This window comes from Streptomyces sp. NPDC093089 (assembly GCF_044754405.1).
In the GTDB taxonomy this organism is placed as follows: Bacteria; Actinomycetota; Actinomycetes; order Streptomycetales; family Streptomycetaceae; genus Streptomyces.
In genome coordinates, this window is sequence record NZ_JBIVPA010000011.1 from 308812 (window position 1) to 325669 (window position 16858).

General features: G+C 72.6%; 12 protein-coding genes and 1 pseudogene. 7 read left to right on the top strand and 6 right to left on the bottom strand.

Annotation, left to right across the window (positions count from 1 at the left end):
* Positions 1-32: 32 nt before the first annotated feature.
* Positions 33-203 carry a hypothetical protein gene (locus ACIQFX_RS26625; protein ID WP_402468129.1) on the bottom strand — a complete coding sequence of 57 codons (171 nt, stop codon included), beginning with the start codon at positions 201-203 and terminating at the stop codon, positions 33-35.
* Between the two features lie 212 nt (positions 204-415).
* Here ACIQFX_RS26625 and ACIQFX_RS26630 point away from each other — a divergent pair, with 212 nt between their 5' ends.
* Positions 416-1426 carry a quinone oxidoreductase family protein gene (locus tag ACIQFX_RS26630; RefSeq protein WP_402468132.1) on the top strand — a complete coding sequence of 337 codons (1011 nt, stop codon included), beginning with the start codon at positions 416-418 and terminating at the stop codon, positions 1424-1426.
* A gap of 204 nt (positions 1427-1630) precedes the next feature.
* On the opposite strand, the gene ACIQFX_RS26635 is transcribed toward ACIQFX_RS26630, so the two are convergent.
* The 4 genes and pseudogenes from ACIQFX_RS26635 to ACIQFX_RS26650 all read right to left on the bottom strand — a co-directional run bounded on the left by ACIQFX_RS26635 (position 1631) and on the right by ACIQFX_RS26650 (position 4201).
* Positions 1631-2110: a hypothetical protein gene (locus ACIQFX_RS26635; RefSeq protein ID WP_402468134.1), complete on the bottom strand. Its 480-nt coding sequence runs from the start codon at positions 2108-2110 to the stop codon at positions 1631-1633.
* 68 nt (positions 2111-2178) lie between these two features.
* Positions 2179-2628: pseudogene (locus tag ACIQFX_RS26640) on the bottom strand (EamA family transporter); the annotation flags it as partial.
* A gap of 332 nt (positions 2629-2960) precedes the next feature.
* A complete protein-coding gene (locus ACIQFX_RS26645; RefSeq protein WP_402468137.1) occupies positions 2961-3353 on the bottom strand; it encodes a VOC family protein in 393 nt (130 codons plus the stop codon).
* Complete coding sequence (locus ACIQFX_RS26650; protein ID WP_402468140.1) at positions 3350-4201, bottom strand: hypothetical protein; 852 nt, start codon at positions 4199-4201, stop codon at positions 3350-3352. The genes ACIQFX_RS26645 and ACIQFX_RS26650 overlap by 4 nt, the downstream gene beginning before the upstream one ends.
* Positions 4202-4519: 318 nt before the next feature.
* Between ACIQFX_RS26650 and ACIQFX_RS26655 the strand changes: the two genes are divergently transcribed.
* The 6 genes from ACIQFX_RS26655 to ACIQFX_RS26680 all read left to right on the top strand — a co-directional run bounded on the left by ACIQFX_RS26655 (position 4520) and on the right by ACIQFX_RS26680 (position 15106).
* Positions 4520-6475: an amino acid transporter gene (locus ACIQFX_RS26655; protein WP_402468142.1), complete on the top strand. Its 1956-nt coding sequence runs from the start codon at positions 4520-4522 to the stop codon at positions 6473-6475.
* 249 nt (positions 6476-6724) lie between these two features.
* Positions 6725-11092, top strand: coding sequence for a molybdopterin-dependent oxidoreductase (locus ACIQFX_RS26660; protein WP_402468144.1), 4368 nt, complete (start codon positions 6725-6727; stop codon positions 11090-11092).
* A 153-nt stretch (positions 11093-11245) separates the two neighbouring features.
* Entirely contained in the window at positions 11246-11641 is a 396-nt protein-coding gene (locus ACIQFX_RS26665; RefSeq protein ID WP_402468147.1) for a molybdopterin-binding protein, read from the top strand.
* Positions 11642-11725: 84 nt separating this feature from the next.
* The gene (modA, locus tag ACIQFX_RS26670; RefSeq protein ID WP_402468150.1) at positions 11726-12529 is read left to right on the top strand and encodes a molybdate ABC transporter substrate-binding protein; all 804 of its coding nucleotides are present in this window, start codon (positions 11726-11728) and stop codon (positions 12527-12529) included.
* 80 nt (positions 12530-12609) lie between these two features.
* Positions 12610-14625, top strand: a complete 2016-nt coding sequence (locus tag ACIQFX_RS26675) for an ABC transporter permease (RefSeq protein ID WP_402468153.1) — start codon at positions 12610-12612, stop codon at positions 14623-14625.
* A gap of 127 nt (positions 14626-14752) precedes the next feature.
* Positions 14753-15106, top strand: coding sequence for a hypothetical protein (locus ACIQFX_RS26680; protein ID WP_402468157.1), 354 nt, complete (start codon positions 14753-14755; stop codon positions 15104-15106).
* 117 nt (positions 15107-15223) lie between these two features.
* On the opposite strand, the gene ACIQFX_RS26685 is transcribed toward ACIQFX_RS26680, so the two are convergent.
* Positions 15224-16762 (bottom strand): MFS transporter, encoded by a 1539-nt coding sequence (locus ACIQFX_RS26685; RefSeq protein ID WP_402468158.1) that lies wholly within the window; start codon positions 16760-16762, stop codon positions 15224-15226.
* Positions 16763-16858 lie beyond the last annotated feature (96 nt).

Here is a 16858-nt window from a genome sequence, read left to right on the forward strand (position 1 = left end):
GGGCGGGGGCGCGGTCCGGTCGCGGCGAGCCCTCAGACGGCGATGTGCGGCCGCTCACGGGTGAGGTGGTGCAGGCTCGCCCCTTCGGCGTGCGGGCCGAGCAGTTCGCACAGCTCCCCGCGGCGGCTTCGACGAGGTGCCCGTCGCGGGGAGCGTGCAGGGTCGTCGCGGGGAGCGTGCAGGGTCTCGAGGACGAAGGTCACACGGGTCGAGTCCTCGGTGACGCGCGTGCGGTGGGCGTCGCGGTGGTTCCAGTGGCGGGTCGGCCGAGCGGTACGCGGCGTGCCAGGCCCAGGCGGTTTCGTTCGGATCAGCGCCGGTGGGTTCGGCAGAGAACCACCCGGCTGGTCCACTTGCCGGGAATCGGATCGCCGTCAACGGGGTTGGTGGGGGATGAGCCGTTGTTGGAGGGGTAATGCGAGCGATTCAGGTGTACGAAGTGGGCGGTCCCGAGGTGCTGCAGGAGGCCGAGGTGGACCAGCCGCGGCCGGGTCCGGGCGAGGCGGTCGTGGAGGTCGCCGCATCCGGGGTCAACTTCCTCGACGTCTACCACCGCGAAGGCCGGTACAGCCTCCCGCTGCCCTTCACCCCGGGCGCTGAGGGCGCCGGCACGGTCGTCGAAGTGGGACCCGGCGTCGCCGACGTCGCAGTCGGGGACCGGGTCGGTTGGGTGGAGATTCCCGGCACGTATGCCGAGCGGGCCGTCGTGGACTCCTCCCGGCTGGTGCCGCTGCCCGACGACATCGGCTTCGAGACAGCCGCCGCCGTGCTCCTCCAAGGCATGACCGCGCACTATCTCGTCAAGGACGCCTACCCGGTTCAGGGGGGCGACACGGTGCTCGTGCATGCGGCTGCCGGTGGCATGGGGCTGCTTCTGACCCAGCTCATCACCCATCTCGGCGGCAGGGTGATCGGCACGACGTCGACCACGGCGAAGGCCGAGCTGGCGAAGCGTGCCGGGGCCGCTGAGGTGATCCTTTCCTCCGCGGTCGACGATCTCGCAGCCGAGGTGAGGCGGCTCAACGGCGGTCAGGGACTGCCGGTCGTCTTCGACGGCGTCGGCGCGCACACCTTCGATGCGAGCCTCGCCAGCCTGCGAACCCGCGGCCATCTCGTGCTCTTCGGCGCGGCAAGTGGTGCCGTGCCGCCGTTTGATCCGATTCGGCTCGCCCACGGCGGTTCGCTGACCCTGATCCGGCCCAGCCTCGGGGACTTCATCGCCGATCGGTCCGAACTGCTCCGACGGGCCGCCGATGTGTTCGAGTGGGTGCGCTCCAAGGCGCTTGAGGTCACCGTGACGGGCCGCTACGCATTGTCCGAGGCCGCCCAGGCCCACAGCGATCTGGAGGCTCGGCGTACCACCGGCAAGCTGCTCGTCGTACCCGATGCGGCCGCTCTTGGACGCGGCGAGGAGACGCAGAGCTGATCGCGGGTGACGAGGCCGGGGATCTTGGAGACTGAGATGTCGAGGGCATGGCCGACCGCCATCGCCAAGATCCACGACAGCGTCGGGCACCCAGCAGGCCAAGATCAAGTTCTGGCGGGTTTCTGGCGTATCCGGGTCACACCCCTTCAAGATCCCTCAGCCGAGACCTGGCTCACCCGTCCACAACCTCCCGGGACAGAACACCTAGGTCGCGTTCGAGGTGTTGATCAAGGCCGTGTTTCGATCTCGGAATGGCACGTGGAGATCTGACGGATGACCAGTGGCCGCGGCTGGTGGCGCTGTTGCCGCCGATTCCGAAGATGGGGCGGCCGCCGCGGGATCGGCGGCAGTGCTTCGACGGGAGTCGAATGCCGGATCGGCCTGCTGCAGCAGGCACGAGGCGTCGCGACGCGATACGACGAACTCGCCGTCCGCTACGAGGCCACCGTCCAGATCAGCCACCGGCTGACGGCGATCCCGACTTTCAGAACGCGGCCAGATCCGCGGGTCGGTATCGTCGGCGGGCCGCCGACTCCCGTCCGCGAGGCTCCGCTCCAGGTCCGCCACCGCGTCGACGGTGAGCGGCCAGGACTCACGGCCGCACAGGCCGGTGGCGGTGACCAGGACGATGAGGGTGCCCGGGAAGGCGTCCGCGACGGCGGGGTCGAGGCGGAAGTCGGTCATGGGCGGGGTTTCCCTTCCTGCGTTCGGGCGGGAGCGGGGTTACGGGGCCTCGGACCGAGGTGCCGGGGGGCGACGGACATCGCGTACGCGGGCCGCTCCGATCCGAGCCTGCGGTACATCGGTCCCGCGGCGGCGAGGGTGACGGCGAAGGACACCTCCCGGCCGACGATCAGGGGTTCGACACCGCTGTCGGACAGGGCCTGGTGGAGGAAGACCAGCCGGAGGGCGATCGCGGCGCCCGCGCCGAAGGCCGGCAGCAGCGCCGTACGGGAGGGGCGTGCCGACGCGGCATCGTGCCCGGCGCTGATGAGTACCGCGGCGGCCGGCACGAGCGGCAGGCCGACCAGCCCTGCCGGGCCCAGGCGCTCGCCCTGGAGCAGGCCCACGCCGAGGGGGGCGGCGGACACCAGGGCGGTGATCGGCGAGAGCACGTTCATCCGGCCGATCGCCAGGGTGCGGTGGAGCAGGGCGAACGCGGCGGCCGAGGCGACGCCGGACGCGGCGCCCCAGCCGAGGGTGTCCGCGTTGATGGAGGGCCCGGCAGAGGGCCGCGTACGCGTCGTGGCCGCCCACGCCTGTCGCGGTACCGCAGGCCTATCGCGGTGCCGGCACCACGGCCTGCCACCTGATCATGACCGTGCACCTGCCGCCGGGACCCGCGTCGTCCGCCTGACCACGCCGCCCGCCCCCCGCCGCCGGGCCCCGCCGCCGGGCCCCGGCTGCCTGACCCCGCCACCAGGCCCCGCAGCCAGCCTGCCCTCGCCGCGCGATCCCGCCGTCCGGCCGACGCCCGTCCGACCGACACCCGGCCCGTCGGCACCCGGCCGGTCGGCACCCGGCCGGCCAGTGCCTACCGCGGCTCGGTCGCGAGCTGGATCAGGTTGCCGCAGGTGTCGTCGAGGACGGCGGTGGTGACGGGGCCCATGTCGGTGGGCTCCTGGGTGAAGCGGACGCCGAGGGCGCGGAGGCGCTCGTACTCGGCCTTGACGTCGGCGACGGCGAACTGGGCGAGCGGGATGCCGTCCTGGACGAGGGCGTCGCGGTAGGCGCGGGCAGCGGGGTGGCGGGCGGGTTCCAGGAGGAGTTCGGTGCCGCCGGGCTCCTCGGGCGAGACGACGGTCAGCCAGCGGTCCTCGCCGCCGAGGGGGACGTCGTGCTTCTCGAGGAAGCCGAGGACCTCGGTGTAGAAGCGCAGGGCCTCGGTCTGGTCGTCGACGAAGACGCTGGTCAGATGGATCTTCACGGGGTGTTCTCCTCTGCTGGGGCCGCGTCCGACGGCTGGTTCGTGGACGCCTCGGGGGAATCGGTCCAGTACTGGGCGAGTGCCCCCTGACGGTACGGGGCGGGGCTCACGCTGAGGTCGCCGGCGAAGGGGCGGTCGAGGACGAGGACGAGGAGGAGGCTGAAGCCGATGAGGCCGGCCACCGAGGCGACGAAGAGGACCTGGATCCGTCTGCGGCGCATGCCGTAGAGGAAGGTGAGGGGGATCAGGACGAGGGCGCCGCCGAACGCCAGGATCTGGAGCAGCGGCGGGAGCTGCTGCTCGGCCATGGTGAGGCGGGCGCGGCGCTGGGCGGCGACGTCGTTGAGGTGGCTGACGGCCTCCTCGTAGAAGACCTCCTCGCGGGGGGACTTCGGCTCGTACGACTGGAGCACCTCGAAGACGGCCTGGAGATTGCCGGCGGTGGCGTCGTAGTCGGGCGTGCCCGCGCGCATCAGGGGCCACTGCTCCTCCACCACGCCGTGGACGTAGCCGCTGAGGGCGGCGTCCAGCCGTTCGCGGACCGGGGCGGGGAAGGCGGCGGAGTCGCGGGCGATGAGCGCGGCGTCGGTGGCCTCGGTGGCGACGACGGTCTGGGTGCTCTCCAGCTGGGTCCAGAGGGTGACGATGACGAACGCGAGGATGATGCCGTAGATCGCGCCGAACATCCCCAGCGTCACTCCGACCATGTCGTTGTGTTCGCCGTCGGCCAGCGACGGGTACTTGCGGCGGGTCAGGATGCTGCCGGTGACGGCCAGGGCGATGGTCCCGCCCACGATGGCGACGGTCAGGGTGAAGGTGCTGAAGTGGTTGAGCAGCCAGAGCGACATGTGCGGGGAGTCTAGGGACCCGGAGATCGCCGGAGGCGCGCCCTGCGGCGGCGGTGCCGCGCCGTCGCGGGGCCGTGCGCGGTCGGCGGAACCGGCCGTCACCGTGCGTCGTACGGTGTGCGCCTCGCGCACGCCCCGCGCGCGGTGTCCGCACGGCCGTGCCGCGAATCCACGCCATCGGGTGAGCCCGATCCGCTCATCTTGACGCTTTCCTGATGCGCCCGGCGCCTTCGGGCGCCCGCGGGCTGCTTACGCTGGCTCGGCTCGTCCGCACGACGGGCGAAACCCCTCGTCCGGCAGCAGCTCAGGAGCACCACCATGGCCACCCCACCGAACGCGCGCACCGGACGACTGCGCGCGTGGATGCTGGAAGGCCTCTCCGACATGGGGAAGGGCAAGCCGTCCCGGCCCAAGGCGTCGGCGCCGGACGCCGGGCACAAGGGTCAGCGCTGGTGGCGGGTGATGTGCCTGACCGGCGTCGACTACTTCTCCACCCTCGGCTACCAGCCCGGCATCGCCGCCCTGGCCGCCGGCCTGCTCTCCCCCGTCGCGACGATCGTCCTGGTGATCGTCACCCTGGCCGGCGCGCTGCCCGTCTACCGGCGGGTGGCGGAGGAGTCCCCGCACGGCGAGGGCTCGATCGCGATGCTGTCGCGGCTGCTGTCCTTCTGGAAGGGCAAGCTGTTCGTCCTCACCCTGCTGGGCTTCGCCGCCACCGACTTCCTCATCACCATCACCCTGTCGGCGGCCGACGCCTCCACCCACCTCGTGGAGAACCCGCACCTCGAATCGGCCCTGCACGACAAGCAGGTCCTGATCACCATGATCCTGATCGCGCTGCTCGGCGCGGTCTTCCTCAAGGGCTTCCTGGAGGCGATCGGCGTCGCCGTCGCCCTCGTCGGGGTGTACCTCGCCCTCAACGCGGTCGTCGTGGTCACCGGCCTGTGGCACGTGATCACCGAGGGCCACGTGGTCACGGACTGGACGGCCGCCCTGACCCAGGAGCACGGCAACGTCTTCGCGATGATCGGCGTCGCCCTGATCGTCTTCCCCAAGCTCGCGCTCGGCCTGTCCGGCTTCGAGACCGGCGTCGCCGTCATGCCGCACGTGCAGGGCGATCCGGGCGACACGGAGGAGAAGCCCACCGGCCGCATCCGGGACACGAAGAAGCTGCTGACGACGGCCGCGCTCATCATGAGCGTCTTCCTGATCTGCACCAGCTTCATCACCACCGTGCTCATCCCGCACGAGGAGTTCGAGTCCGGCGGCCAGGCCAACGGCCGCGCCCTCGCCTACCTCGCGCACGAGTACCTCGGGAACACCTTCGGCACGATCTACGACGTGTCGACCATCCTGATCCTGTGGTTCGCGGGCGCCTCGGCCATGGCCGGCCTGCTCAACCTGATGCCGCGCTACCTGCCGAAGTACGGCATGGCCCCGCACTGGGCCCGCGCCGTGCGCCCCATGGTCATCGTCTTCACGCTGGTCGCCTTCCTGGTGACGTGGATCTTCGACGCCGACGTCGACGCGCAGGGCGGCGCGTACGCCACCGGCGTCCTCGTCCTGATCTGCTCGGCCGCGATCGCGGTGACGATCGCGGCCCGCAAGGCCGGGCAGAAGGGCTGGACCATCGGCTTCGGCGTCATCTCCGCCGTCTTCCTGTACACCACCGTCGTCAACGTCATCGAGCGCCCCGACGGCGTGAAGATCGGCGCCTGCTTCATCGCCGGCATCATCCTCATCTCGCTCCTCTCCCGCCTCGGCCGCGCCTTCGAGCTGCGCGTCACCCACGTCGAGCTCGACGAGCTGGCCGAACGCTTCATCCAGGACATCTCGCGCCGCACCCCCCGGTTCATCGCCAACGAACCCGACAACCGGGACGTCGCCGAGTACCGCGACAAGATCGAGCAGATCCGCGCCGACAACGACCTCCCCACCACCGAGGACTTCGTCTTCATCGAGGTCACCGTCACCGACCCGTCCGAGTTCGAGGCCGGCCTGACCGTGCGCGGCGAGGTCCTGCACGACCGCTTCCGCGTCCTCACCGTGGAATCCTCCTCCGTGCCCAACGCGCTCGCCGCCCTGCTCCTCCACTCCCGCGACATGACGGGCGCCCGCCCCCACGTCTACTTCGAGTGGACCGAGGGCAACCCCTTCGCCAACTTCCTCCGCTTCTTCCTCCTCGGCCAGGGCGAGGTCGCCCCGGTCACCCGCGAGATCCTGCGCGAGGCCGAGCCCGACCGCGACCTGCGCCCCCGCGTGCACGTCGGCTGAGGCACCCCACGCGACGGAGCGGCCCCGCACCGCCTTGAACGGACCGGCCCGCACCGCCTTTAGCCGTCCTCAGGTCGCTCACGGTAATCTTCCGGCCGTCGTGCGGGGCGTGTAACGCCGGGTGCCCGTGGGGTGTGACGGTCCGGAAACCCGCGGTTCGTACGGTCGGGGCCGTGGGAGACCTCCCACGGTCCGGCGTACCGGCGCAGGTCGGGACGGGCGGAGTGTTCCTGAGGGGGAGGAGTCCCGGTGGCGTCGTCGGACTCGCGGACCGAGGCTGTGTCGTCGGACCCGCGGACCAAGGCTGTCCGGACGGTCTGCTCGTACTGCGGAGTCGGCTGCGGGATCGTCCTCGACGTCGCGCGCGACCCGGCGACGGGCCTGCGCCGCGCGGTGCGCGCCACGGGTGACAAGGCGCATCCGTCGAACTCCGGACGGCTGTGCACGAAGGGCTCGACCAGCGCGGACATGATGGCGGCACCCGGCCGCGCCCGGACCGCGCTGGTGCGGGCCGAGCGCGGCGGCGAATCCGCCGAGACGGACGTCGACGCGGCCGTCACGGCGGTGGCGGGCCGGCTGCGCGCGCTCCTGGACGAGCACGGTCCCGACGCACTGTCCTTCTACGTCTCCGGGCAGATGTCGCTGGAGGCCCAGTACCTGGCGAACAAGCTGGCCAAGGGCTTCGTACGGACCCGCCACATCGAGTCGAACTCGCGGCTGTGCATGGCCTCCGCGGGCTCCGGGTACAAGCTCTCGCTCGGCGCGGACGGCCCGCCCGGCTCGTACCAGGACTTCGACCGGGCCGACGCCTTCCTCGTGATCGGGTCGAACATGGCGGACTGCCACCCGATCCTGTTCCTGCGCATGATGGAGCGGGTCAAGGCCGGGGCCAGACTGATAGTCGTCGACCCGCGCCGCACCGCCACGGCCGACAAGGCGGACCTCTTCCTGCAGATACGGCCCGGCACCGATCTGGCGCTGCTCAACGGGCTGCTGCACCTGCTGGTCGCCGACGGCCGCACCGACGAGGAGTTCATCGCCGAGTTCACCGAGGGCTGGGAGGGGATGCCCGACTTCCTCGCCGACTACCCGCCCGCCCGGGTCGCCGAGGTCACCGGGCTCGCCGAGGCCGACATCCGGCAGGCGGCCCGGTGGATCGGCGAGGCCGGCGAGTGGATGAGCTGCTGGACGATGGGGCTCAACCAGTCCACCCACGGCACCTGGAACACCAACGCCCTGGTCAACCTGCACCTCGCCACCGGCGCCCTCTGCCGGCCCGGGTCCGGCCCCTTCTCGCTGACCGGCCAGCCCAACGCCATGGGCGGGCGCGAGATGGGATACATGGGGCCGGGGCTGCCCGGGCAGCGGTCGGTCCTCGTCGACGCCGACCGCGCCTTCGTCGAGGAACTGTGGAACGTCCCCGAGGGCTCGGTCCGTAAGGACACCGGCACCGGCACGGTGGACATGTTCGAGCGGATGGCGGCCGGCGAGATCAAGGCGTGCTGGATCATCTGCACCAACCCGGTGGCCTCGGTCGCGAACCGCAGGACCGTGATCGCGGCCCTGGAGGCCGCCGAACTCGTCGTCACCCAGGACGTGTTCGCGGAGACCGAGACCAACGCCTACGCGGACGTGGTGCTGCCGGCCACGCTGTGGGCCGAGTCCGACGGCGTCATGGTGAACTCCGAGCGGAACCTCACCCTCGTCCGGGGCGTCGTCGACCCGCCCGGCCAGGCCCTGCCCGACTGGCAGCTCATCGCCCGGGTCGCCTGCGAGATGGGCTTCGCCGACGCGTTCACGTACGCCGGCTCGGAGGAGGTCTTCGAGGAGCTCAAGCGGGCGTGGAACCCGCAGACCGGCTGGGACCTGCGCGGCGTGACGTACGAGCGGCTGCGCGCCACCCCCGTGCAGTGGCCGGCCGCCACCGCCGACGGCCCCGACCGCAACCCGGTCCGCTACGTGAACGACGGCGTCAGCCAGACGCTCCTGGAGCGCGAGGACGGCAGCCGCCCCCGGCTGGCCTTCCCGACGGAGAGCGGACGGGCCCGGTTCTTCGCCCGGCCGCACCTCCCGGCGGCCGAACTGCCCGACGACGACTACCCGTTCGTCCTCAACACCGGCCGGCTCCAGCACCAGTGGCACACCCTGACGAAGACCGGCAAGGTGGCCAAGCTCGCGAAGCTCGACCCGGGCCCCTTCGTCGAGGTGCACCCCGAGGACGCGGCGGCCCTCGGCGTCGCCGGCGGGGACCACCTGGAGATATCCTCGCGCCGCGGCCGGGCCGTGCTCCCCGTCGTGGTGACCGACCGGGTGCGGCCGGGCAACTGCTTCGCCCCGTTCCACTGGAACGACCTCTTCGGCGAGTACCTCAGCATCAACGCCGTCACCCACGACGCCGTCGACCCGGTCTCCTTCCAGCCGGAGCTCAAGGCGTGCGCGGTCGCCCTCAGCCGGACGGTCGCTCCCGTGCCCCGGGCACACCGGGACGACGAACCGGCCGCCACCGCTCCCCCCGTCTCCGCCGCGTCGCCCGCCGGGGCCGGAGCTGGAGCCGGAGCTGGGACCGGAGCCTTGCTCGCCACGCTGCTCGGCGTCGCGGACCTCGCCGCACCTCCCTCGTTCACCGAGTCCGAGCGCCACTACCTGGCGGGGTACGTGTCGGGCCTGTCCGGTCTGACCGGCCCGACCGGCCCTGGCGCTCCGCCCGGCGCTTCCACCGGGGCCGCCGCACCTCCCGAGGGCCAAGTCCCGGTCCCCGTACCGGTGCTGCCGTCCGGCGCGCCCCTCGATCCGGCCCGCGCCCTGTGGGTCGACGGGCTCCTCGCCGGATTGTTCTCCCGCACCACCGCCCCGGCGTCGTGGACACCCGCGGCGGCGCCGGCCGGCGAGGCCGCCGTACCCGCGCGCCGCCTGCTGATCCTCTGGGCGTCGCAGACCGGGAACGCCGAGGACTTCGCCGCCGTCGTCGCCGGCTCCCTGTCAGGGGCGGGGCGGGTGCCGGAGGTGCTCGCCATGGCGGACGTCGACCTGGAGCAACTCGGTCCGGATACCGACCTGTTGGTGGTCACGAGCACGTTCGGCGACGGCGACGCCCCCGACAACGGCGCCGACTTCTGGCAGGCCCTCAGCTCCCCGGACGCACCACCGCTGACGGGGGTCCGCTACTCGGTGCTGGCCTTCGGCGACTCCAGCTACGACGACTTCTGCGGCCACGGCCGCCGCGTGGACGAGCGGCTCGCCGAACTCGGCGCGACCCGGCTGCACCCGCGCACCGACTGCGAGCCCGACCACGAGGAGAGCGCCGGCGCGTGGCTGACCGGGGTACTGGCCTCCCTGAACCCCGCCTCGCCGCCCCCGACCGCCGCGGCCCCTCCTGTGCCGACCCCTACCGTCCCGACTCCTCCGGCGCCGGCTCCCACCGACCCGGTGTCCGGTGCGGCGGCCCTCCGCCCCGTACCCCCGGGGGCCGCGACCCCCGCCGCCGAAGGCCGGGGCGCGTACTCCAAGTCCTCGCCGTTCTCGACGCTGCTGGTCGGGAACCGGCTGCTGAGCCTGCCGGGTTCGGAGAAGGAGGTGCGCCGTTTCGCGTTCGACACGCGCGGCGGCGAGCTCGCGTACGAGGCGGGCGACGCGCTCGGCGTGTGGCCGGTGAACGGTGCCGGGCTCGTCACCGAGTGGCTGGCGCTCACCGGCCTCGACCCGGACGAGCCGGTCGGCGTCGGGGACGCCGGACCCGTCCCGCTGGCCGAGGCCCTGCGCACCCGGCTGGACATCAGCCGCATCACACCGGACCTCCTCAGGTTCGTCGCCGCCCGCACCGGCAGCCACGAGCTCAAGCGGTTGCTGCGCCCCGGCAACAAGGACGAGCTCGCCAAGTGGAGTTGGGGCCTCCAGGCCGCGGACCTGATCGGCGCCTTCCCCGTACGGGCGTCCGCCGCGGACTGGACGGCGGTGCTCAAGCGCCTCCAGCCGCGGCTGTACTCGATCTCCTCCAGTCCGCTCGCCCACCCCGGCGAGGTCAGCCTCACCGTCTCCGTCGTCCGGTACGCCAACGACCGCGGGCGGGACCGCGGGGGCGTCTGCTCCACCTATCTCGCCGACGGCGCCGACGACGGCCCCGTCCAGGTCTTCGTGCAGCGCTCCCCCGCGTTCCGCCCTCCGGTCGACCCGGCGACGCCCATGATCATGGTCGGGCCCGGCACGGGCGTGGCACCGTTCGTCGGCTTCCTCGAAGAGCGCAGGGCGCGCGGCCACACGGGACCGAACTGGCTGTTCTTCGGCGAACAGCGCGAGGCCACCGACTTCTACTACCGGCAGGAGCTCCAGGACCACCTCGCGGCGGGCCACCTCGACCGGCTCGACGTCGCCTTCTCCCGCGACCAGCGCACGAAGGTCTACGTCCAGGACCGCATGCGCGAGCACGGCGCCGTGCTCTGGTCCTGGCTGCGGGACGGCGCCCACTTCTACGTCTGCGGCGACGCCACCCGCATGGCCAAGGACGTCGACCAGACCCTCCGCGACGTCGTCGCACGGCACGGCGGGATGGGCCCGGAGGACGCGGCGGCGTACGTCAAGCAGATGGCCGCCGACCGGCGCTACGTCCGCGACGTGTACTGACGGCGGAGCACGGCCGCGGACGACGGGCACCGCCGAGGCCGGCGGCGCCGCCCGCCGCACCCTCGTCCCTTCCTCCAAGGGGGCCCGCATCCGCGATGGACGGTCCCACGAACTTGTTGCAGATGGGAGCTTGACCGACCTACGGTGTCGCACATGCAGTCCTACACGATCGGCCAGGCCGCCCGCCTCCTGGGCGTCAGCCCCGACACCGCGCGGCGGTGGGCGGACGCGGGCCGGGTCGCCACGCACCGCGACGAGGGCGGGCGCCGCCTCATCGACGGCAAGGCGCTGGCCGCGTTCTCCGTGGAGATCGCCCAGGGCGGCACCGGCGAGGAAGCGGAGTCCTACACCTCGGCGCGCAACGCGTTCCCCGGCATCGTCACCGCGATCAAGCTCGGCGACGTCGCGGCCCAGGTCGAGATCCAGGCCGGGCCGCACCGTCTCGTCTCGCTCCTGACCCGGGAGGCAGTGGAGGAGCTGGGGCTCGAAGTCGGCATGCAGGCCACCGCCCGTGTGAAGTCGACCAGCGTGCACATCGACCGCACCTGACCTCTCCCGCGGATCAGGGAACCGTCGCCGTGCGGGCGCCGCCCCTCACCGCGCTCCCCTTTCGCCCAAGGAGTTCAGGCCCTCATGTCCCCCACCCTCACGCCCACCGGACGCCGCACGGCCGCCGCCGTCCTCGCCGCCGCCCTCCTCGTCCCGCTCGCGGCCTGCGGCGGCAACGACGACACCGCGAAGGACACCGGCGGCGCGGCGGGCACCACGCCCCAGACGAACCTGACGGTCCTCGCCGCCGCGTCCCTCACCGACGTGTTCAAGACGGCCGGCGCCGCGTACGAGAAGTCCCACCCCGGCACGAAGATCACCTTCTCCTTCGCCGGCTCCCAGGAACTCGTCGCCCAGGTCTCCCAGGGCTCCCCCGCCGACGTCCTGGTCACCGCCGACACCCAGAGCATGGACAAGGTCGAGGCCGACACCGACACCCCCACGATCATCGCCAAGAACCGGCTCGTCATCGCCACCGGCGAAGGCAACCCCTTCAAGATCGACGACCTCAAGGACCTCGCCTCCACCGAACTGAAGGTCGTCCTGGCCGCACCCGAGGTACCCGCCGGCAAGTACGGCAAGAAGATCCTCGACGCCCAGAAGATCACCGTGAAGCCGGTCTCCCAGGAACCCAACGTCCGCGCCGTGCTCAGCAAGGTCGAAATGGGCGAAGCCGACGCCGGCCTGGTCTACAAGACCGACGCCGAAAGCGCGAAGGACAAGGTCGACGCCGTCGAGATCCCCGACGACCACAACGCCATCGCCCAGTACCCCGCCACCACCCTCAAGGACTCCGAGAACGCCCGGGCCGCCACCGCGTTCGTCACCTGGCTCTCCTCCCCCGAAGGCCAGAAGATCCTCCAGGACGCCGGCTTCCAGAAGCCGTAGCCCCGCCCCCTGTTCGTGAGAGGCTGCCCGTCACGGGGGACGGGCAGCCCCTCGCACCACTCGCCCCTCCAGGAACCTCGATGAAACGAGCAGGCGTACGCACGCCCGGAGCCCGCGTTCCCGTCATGCTGGCCGTGCCGGCGCTCCTGGCCGTGGCGTTCCTGGCCCTCCCGCTGATCGGCGTCCTCGTACGGACCGAGTGGGGCGAGCTCGCCGGCCACCTCGGCTCCCCGGGGACCGTCCAGGCCCTCAAGCTCTCCCTGCTCGTGTCGTGCTGGGCCCTGGGGCTGTCCCTCTTCCTCGGGGTCCCGCTGGCCTGGCTGCTGGCGCGGGTGCCGTTCCCGGGCAAGGCGGTCGTCCGCTCCCTCGTGCTGCTGCCCATGGTGCTGCCGCCCACGGTCGGCGGTGTCGCGCTGCTGCTCGCGTTCGGCCGGCGCGGCCTGCTCGGGCCGTGGCTGGAGTCCGCCTTCGGCATCACCCTGCCCTTCCACACCTCGGGCGCCGTGCTCGCCGCGACCTTCGTCGCGATGCCGTTCCTCGTCATCAGCCTCGAAGGCGCGCTCGGCGGGCTGCGTCCCCGGTACGAGGAGACGGCGGCCTCCCTCGGAGCCTCCCCGGTACGGGTCTTCCTCACCGTCACGCTCCCCATGGTGGCGCCCGGCCTGATCGCGGGCGCGGCCCTCACCTGGGCGCGCGCGCTCGGCGAGTTCGGCGCCACCATCACCTTCGCCGGCAACCTGCCCGGCACCACCCAGACCCTGCCCCTCCAGGTCTACCTGCTCCTCCAGGACGAACCGGAAGCGGCCACCTCCGTCTCCCTCCTGCTGCTCGCCATCGCCATGGCCGTCCTGATCGCCCTGCGCGGCCGCTGGACCGGCACCCCCCAGGAGCGCCGCCCCCGCCCGACCCCGCCTACGGGCCCGGAGGACGCGTCGCCGTCGCCGTCACTGCCGCCGTCGCCGGAGCCCCTGCCGGCACAGGGCGCCACAGAGTCCCGGGAGTCGGAGGGCGACACGAAGCCCGTACCGTCGTCGCACATCGCCCCGGAGTCCGGCACGCGGCGGTGGCCCTTGCACGCCGAGGTCACCGGCTTCACCCGGCTCGTCCTCGACGCGGACGCGGGCACCACCATCGCCGTGGTGGGGCCGAACGGCGCGGGCAAGACCACGCTGCTGCGGGCGCTGCTCGGGCTGACGCCCCGGGCCCATGCCGCCCTGCGGCTCGGCGAGACCGACGTCACCGGGCTGCCGCCGCACCGGCGGCGGGTCGCCTGGGTCCCGCAGGACGGGGCGCTCTTCCCCCATCTGACGGCCCTCGCCAACACGGCGTACGGCCTGCGGGCGCAGGGCGTCCCGCGTGCCGAGGCCCGTCGCGAGGCCCGGGCCTGGCTCGACCGGCTGGGCGTCGGCCACCTCGCGCACCGGCGCCCCGCGCAGCTCTCCGGCGGGCAGGCCCAGCGGGTCGCGCTCGCCCGGGCGCTGGCCGCCCGGCCCCGGCTCCTGGTCCTCGACGAGCCGCTCGCCGCGCTCGACCAGACGACCCGCGCCCATGTCCGGCACACCCTGCGGACGCATCTCGCCGGGTTCGGCGGCGTGTGCCTCATCGTCACGCACGACCCCGTCGAGGCGGTGTCCCTCGCCGACCGCGTCCTCGTCCTCGACGAGGGGCGTGCCGTCCAGGACGCGCCCCCCGCCGAGGTCACCCGGCACCCCCGCTCCCCCTGGGTCGCCCGGATGCTCGGCCGCAACGCCTGGCCCGGCACCACGACCGCCGACGGCCTCGCCCTCGCGGGCGGCGGCGCGCTCGTCGCCGCCGATCCCCTGCCGCCCGGCGCCGAGGCCCTCGCGGTCATCCCGCCCGAGGCGGTGGCCGTGCACCGTACGCGGCCCGCCGGCAGCCCCCGTAACGTCTGGCCCGGCACCGTGCGCGAGATCACCGCCAGTGGCAGCCGTCTGCGCGTCCTCGTCACGTCCGACCGGGTCCCCGACCTCGTCGCCGAGATCACCCCGCAGGCCGCCGCCGAACTGGGCCTGGCCGACGGCGTGTCCGTCTGGACCAGCGTGAAGGCGACCGAGGCGACGGTCGTGCCGCTCTGATCGTGCGGGCGGCCGGGTGACACGTCCGATCGGGCGTTGAACTCGTCGCGGGCCGTGTCGCAGGCTCCGGCGTCGGAGGGTGTCGCATATCTGTGAGCCCATGGCCAACGACTACTGGGACCGTTCGATGTCAGCCCCTCACGATCGTCCGCACCCGCTGGTGGACCCGTATCTCCGGATCATTCTGAGCGCGCTCGGTCCACGGAGGGCGACGGCGTTCCTGACGGCGGCGCTCAAGGCGCACCAGGAGGAGCGGGCGCGCGAAGGAACGATTCAGCTCGGGTTCTGCTCCTACCTCTCGGACCGGTTGGGCGAGACGTGGGGGCGGACGCTGGCCGAGATCTCCGCGTGGGAGGCGATGCAGGCGGTCCGGAGGCTCGTCCGCGCCGACCCGGAGGCCGACCTCGGACGGCAGTTGTCGCACGGCCTGGCGCTCGCCGTCGCCGTGTCTCCCGGACCCGCGCCGACGGCGGCGCGCTGACGGAAGCCCGCCGACGAGGGAGCGGTGACGGCGACTCACCGGCGAAGGCCCGGTGGCGCACGAGGAGGAGCCGGTGCCCCGAGGGGCACCGGCTCCTTCGTGCAGGGGGTGCGGCGGTCAGGCGAGGGACTCCGTCCGCTCCGCCGCCTTCCCCTCCGTCTTCTCCTCCGCCGGCTCCTCGGCGGAGGGGGCGGTCTCGGCCGGCTTGGTGTCACGCATGACCAGGGCGGCCAGGACGGCGGCGGCGAGGACGCCGACGGCGCTGATGGTGAAGGTGGTGGACATCGCGGAGGTGAAGGCCTCGCGGGCGGCCTCGACGAGGCGGGTGTCGCCCTGGGCGGTGGCGAGGGCTCCGCCGATCGACTGCTTCGCCCGGTCGGGGGCGCCGGCCGGCATCTCACGGGAGAAGGTGCTCGTGAGGAGCGAGCCGAGGATGGCGATGCCGAGGGCGGTGCCGGCCTGCTGGATGGTGTCGTTCAGGGCGGAGCCGACGCCCGCCTTCTCCGCGGGGATCGTGCTCATCAGCGCGCCGACGGCGGCCGGCATCGCGAGGCCGGCGCCGAGGCCGAGCAGGCCGAGGGCGACGGCCGGGACGGTGAAGCCGGAGTCGGGGCCGACGGTGGTGAGGAGCGCGAAGGAGGAGGCCATGACGAGCATGCCGGCGAGGATCAGGATCCGGTTGCCGGTCTTCGCGGCGAGGCCGGCGCCGGCGCCGTTGCCGATCAGGGCGGCCACGGCGAGCGGGACGAAGGCGAGGCCCGCCTTGACCGGCGAGTAGCCGAGGACGAACTGCAGGTACTGGGTGAGGACCAGGAGCAGGCCGCCGTTGCCGATCTGCACGAGGGTCAGGGAGAGCGAACCGCCGCTGAAGTTGCGGTGCTTGAAGAGGACCAGCGGCACCATCGGCTCGGGGGTGGTGTTCTCCCAGACCACGAATCCGCCGAGGGTGACGACGGCGACCGCGAGGGTGCCGAGTCCGCGGCCCTCGAAGGCGCCGTGCTGCGGGATCTCGATGATCCACCAGATCAGGGCGGTCATGCCGACGGCGGAGAGGACCGCGCCGAGCGGGTCGGGCTTCTGCCACGGGCCCTTGGACTCGGGCATGAGGGTCAGGGCGGCGAGGACGGCGAGGACGACGACCGGGACGTTGATGAAGAAGATCGAGTGCCAGGAGAAGTGGTCGATCAGGAAGCCGCCGAGGACGGGGCTGCCGACGAGGCCGAGCATCGAGACCGAGCCCCAGGCCGCCATGGCCCGGGGGCGCTCGTCCTCGTCGAAGACGGTGATGAGGATGGAGAGCGTCGAGGGCATGATCAGCGCGCCGCCGACACCCATGGTGATCCGGGCGGCGATGACCTCACCGGGGCTGGTGCAGACCGTGGCGGCCAGGGAGGCGGCCCCGAAGAGCAGCAAGCCGATGATCATGATCTTCCGTCGGCCGAAGCGGTCGCCGAGGCTTCCCGAGGTGAGCAGGAGTCCCGCGAAGACCAGGATGTAGGAGTCCAGGATCCACTGGATGTCCTGGGCGCTCGCCCCGATGTCCTCGGTCATGGAGGGGACCGCGACGGTCAGCGCCATGCTGTCGACCACCAGGACCAGGGTGCTGAGGCAGAGCACGACCAGGATCCACCAGCGGCGTGGGTTGCGGGTTTCCATCGGGAGTTCCCCCTCGGTTCTCGTTCGTCTTCCTTCGTTGCGAACACTGTACGCAGCTGCGCACAGTGTTCGCAACCCCGGGGACCTGTACGCTGG

Bases quoted from the DNA above. Each gene is read 5' to 3' on its own strand.
- ACIQFX_RS26680 (WP_402468157.1), top strand. From the start codon at position 14,753: ATGTCAGCCCCTCACGATCGTCCGCACCCGCTGGTGGACCCGTATCTC.
- ACIQFX_RS26650 (WP_402468140.1), bottom strand. From the start codon at position 4,201: ATGTCGCTCTGGCTGCTCAACCACTTCAGCACCTTCACCCTGACCGTC.
- ACIQFX_RS26665 (WP_402468147.1), top strand. From the start codon at position 11,246: ATGCAGTCCTACACGATCGGCCAGGCCGCCCGCCTCCTGGGCGTCAGC.
- modA (WP_402468150.1), top strand. From the start codon at position 11,726: ATGTCCCCCACCCTCACGCCCACCGGACGCCGCACGGCCGCCGCCGTC.
- ACIQFX_RS26655 (WP_402468142.1), top strand. From the start codon at position 4,520: ATGGCCACCCCACCGAACGCGCGCACCGGACGACTGCGCGCGTGGATG.
- ACIQFX_RS26675 (WP_402468153.1), top strand. From the start codon at position 12,610: ATGAAACGAGCAGGCGTACGCACGCCCGGAGCCCGCGTTCCCGTCATG.
- ACIQFX_RS26630 (WP_402468132.1), top strand. From the start codon at position 416: ATGCGAGCGATTCAGGTGTACGAAGTGGGCGGTCCCGAGGTGCTGCAG.
- ACIQFX_RS26635 (WP_402468134.1), bottom strand. From the start codon at position 2,110: ATGACCGACTTCCGCCTCGACCCCGCCGTCGCGGACGCCTTCCCGGGC.
- ACIQFX_RS26685 (WP_402468158.1), bottom strand. From the start codon at position 16,762: ATGGAAACCCGCAACCCACGCCGCTGGTGGATCCTGGTCGTGCTCTGC.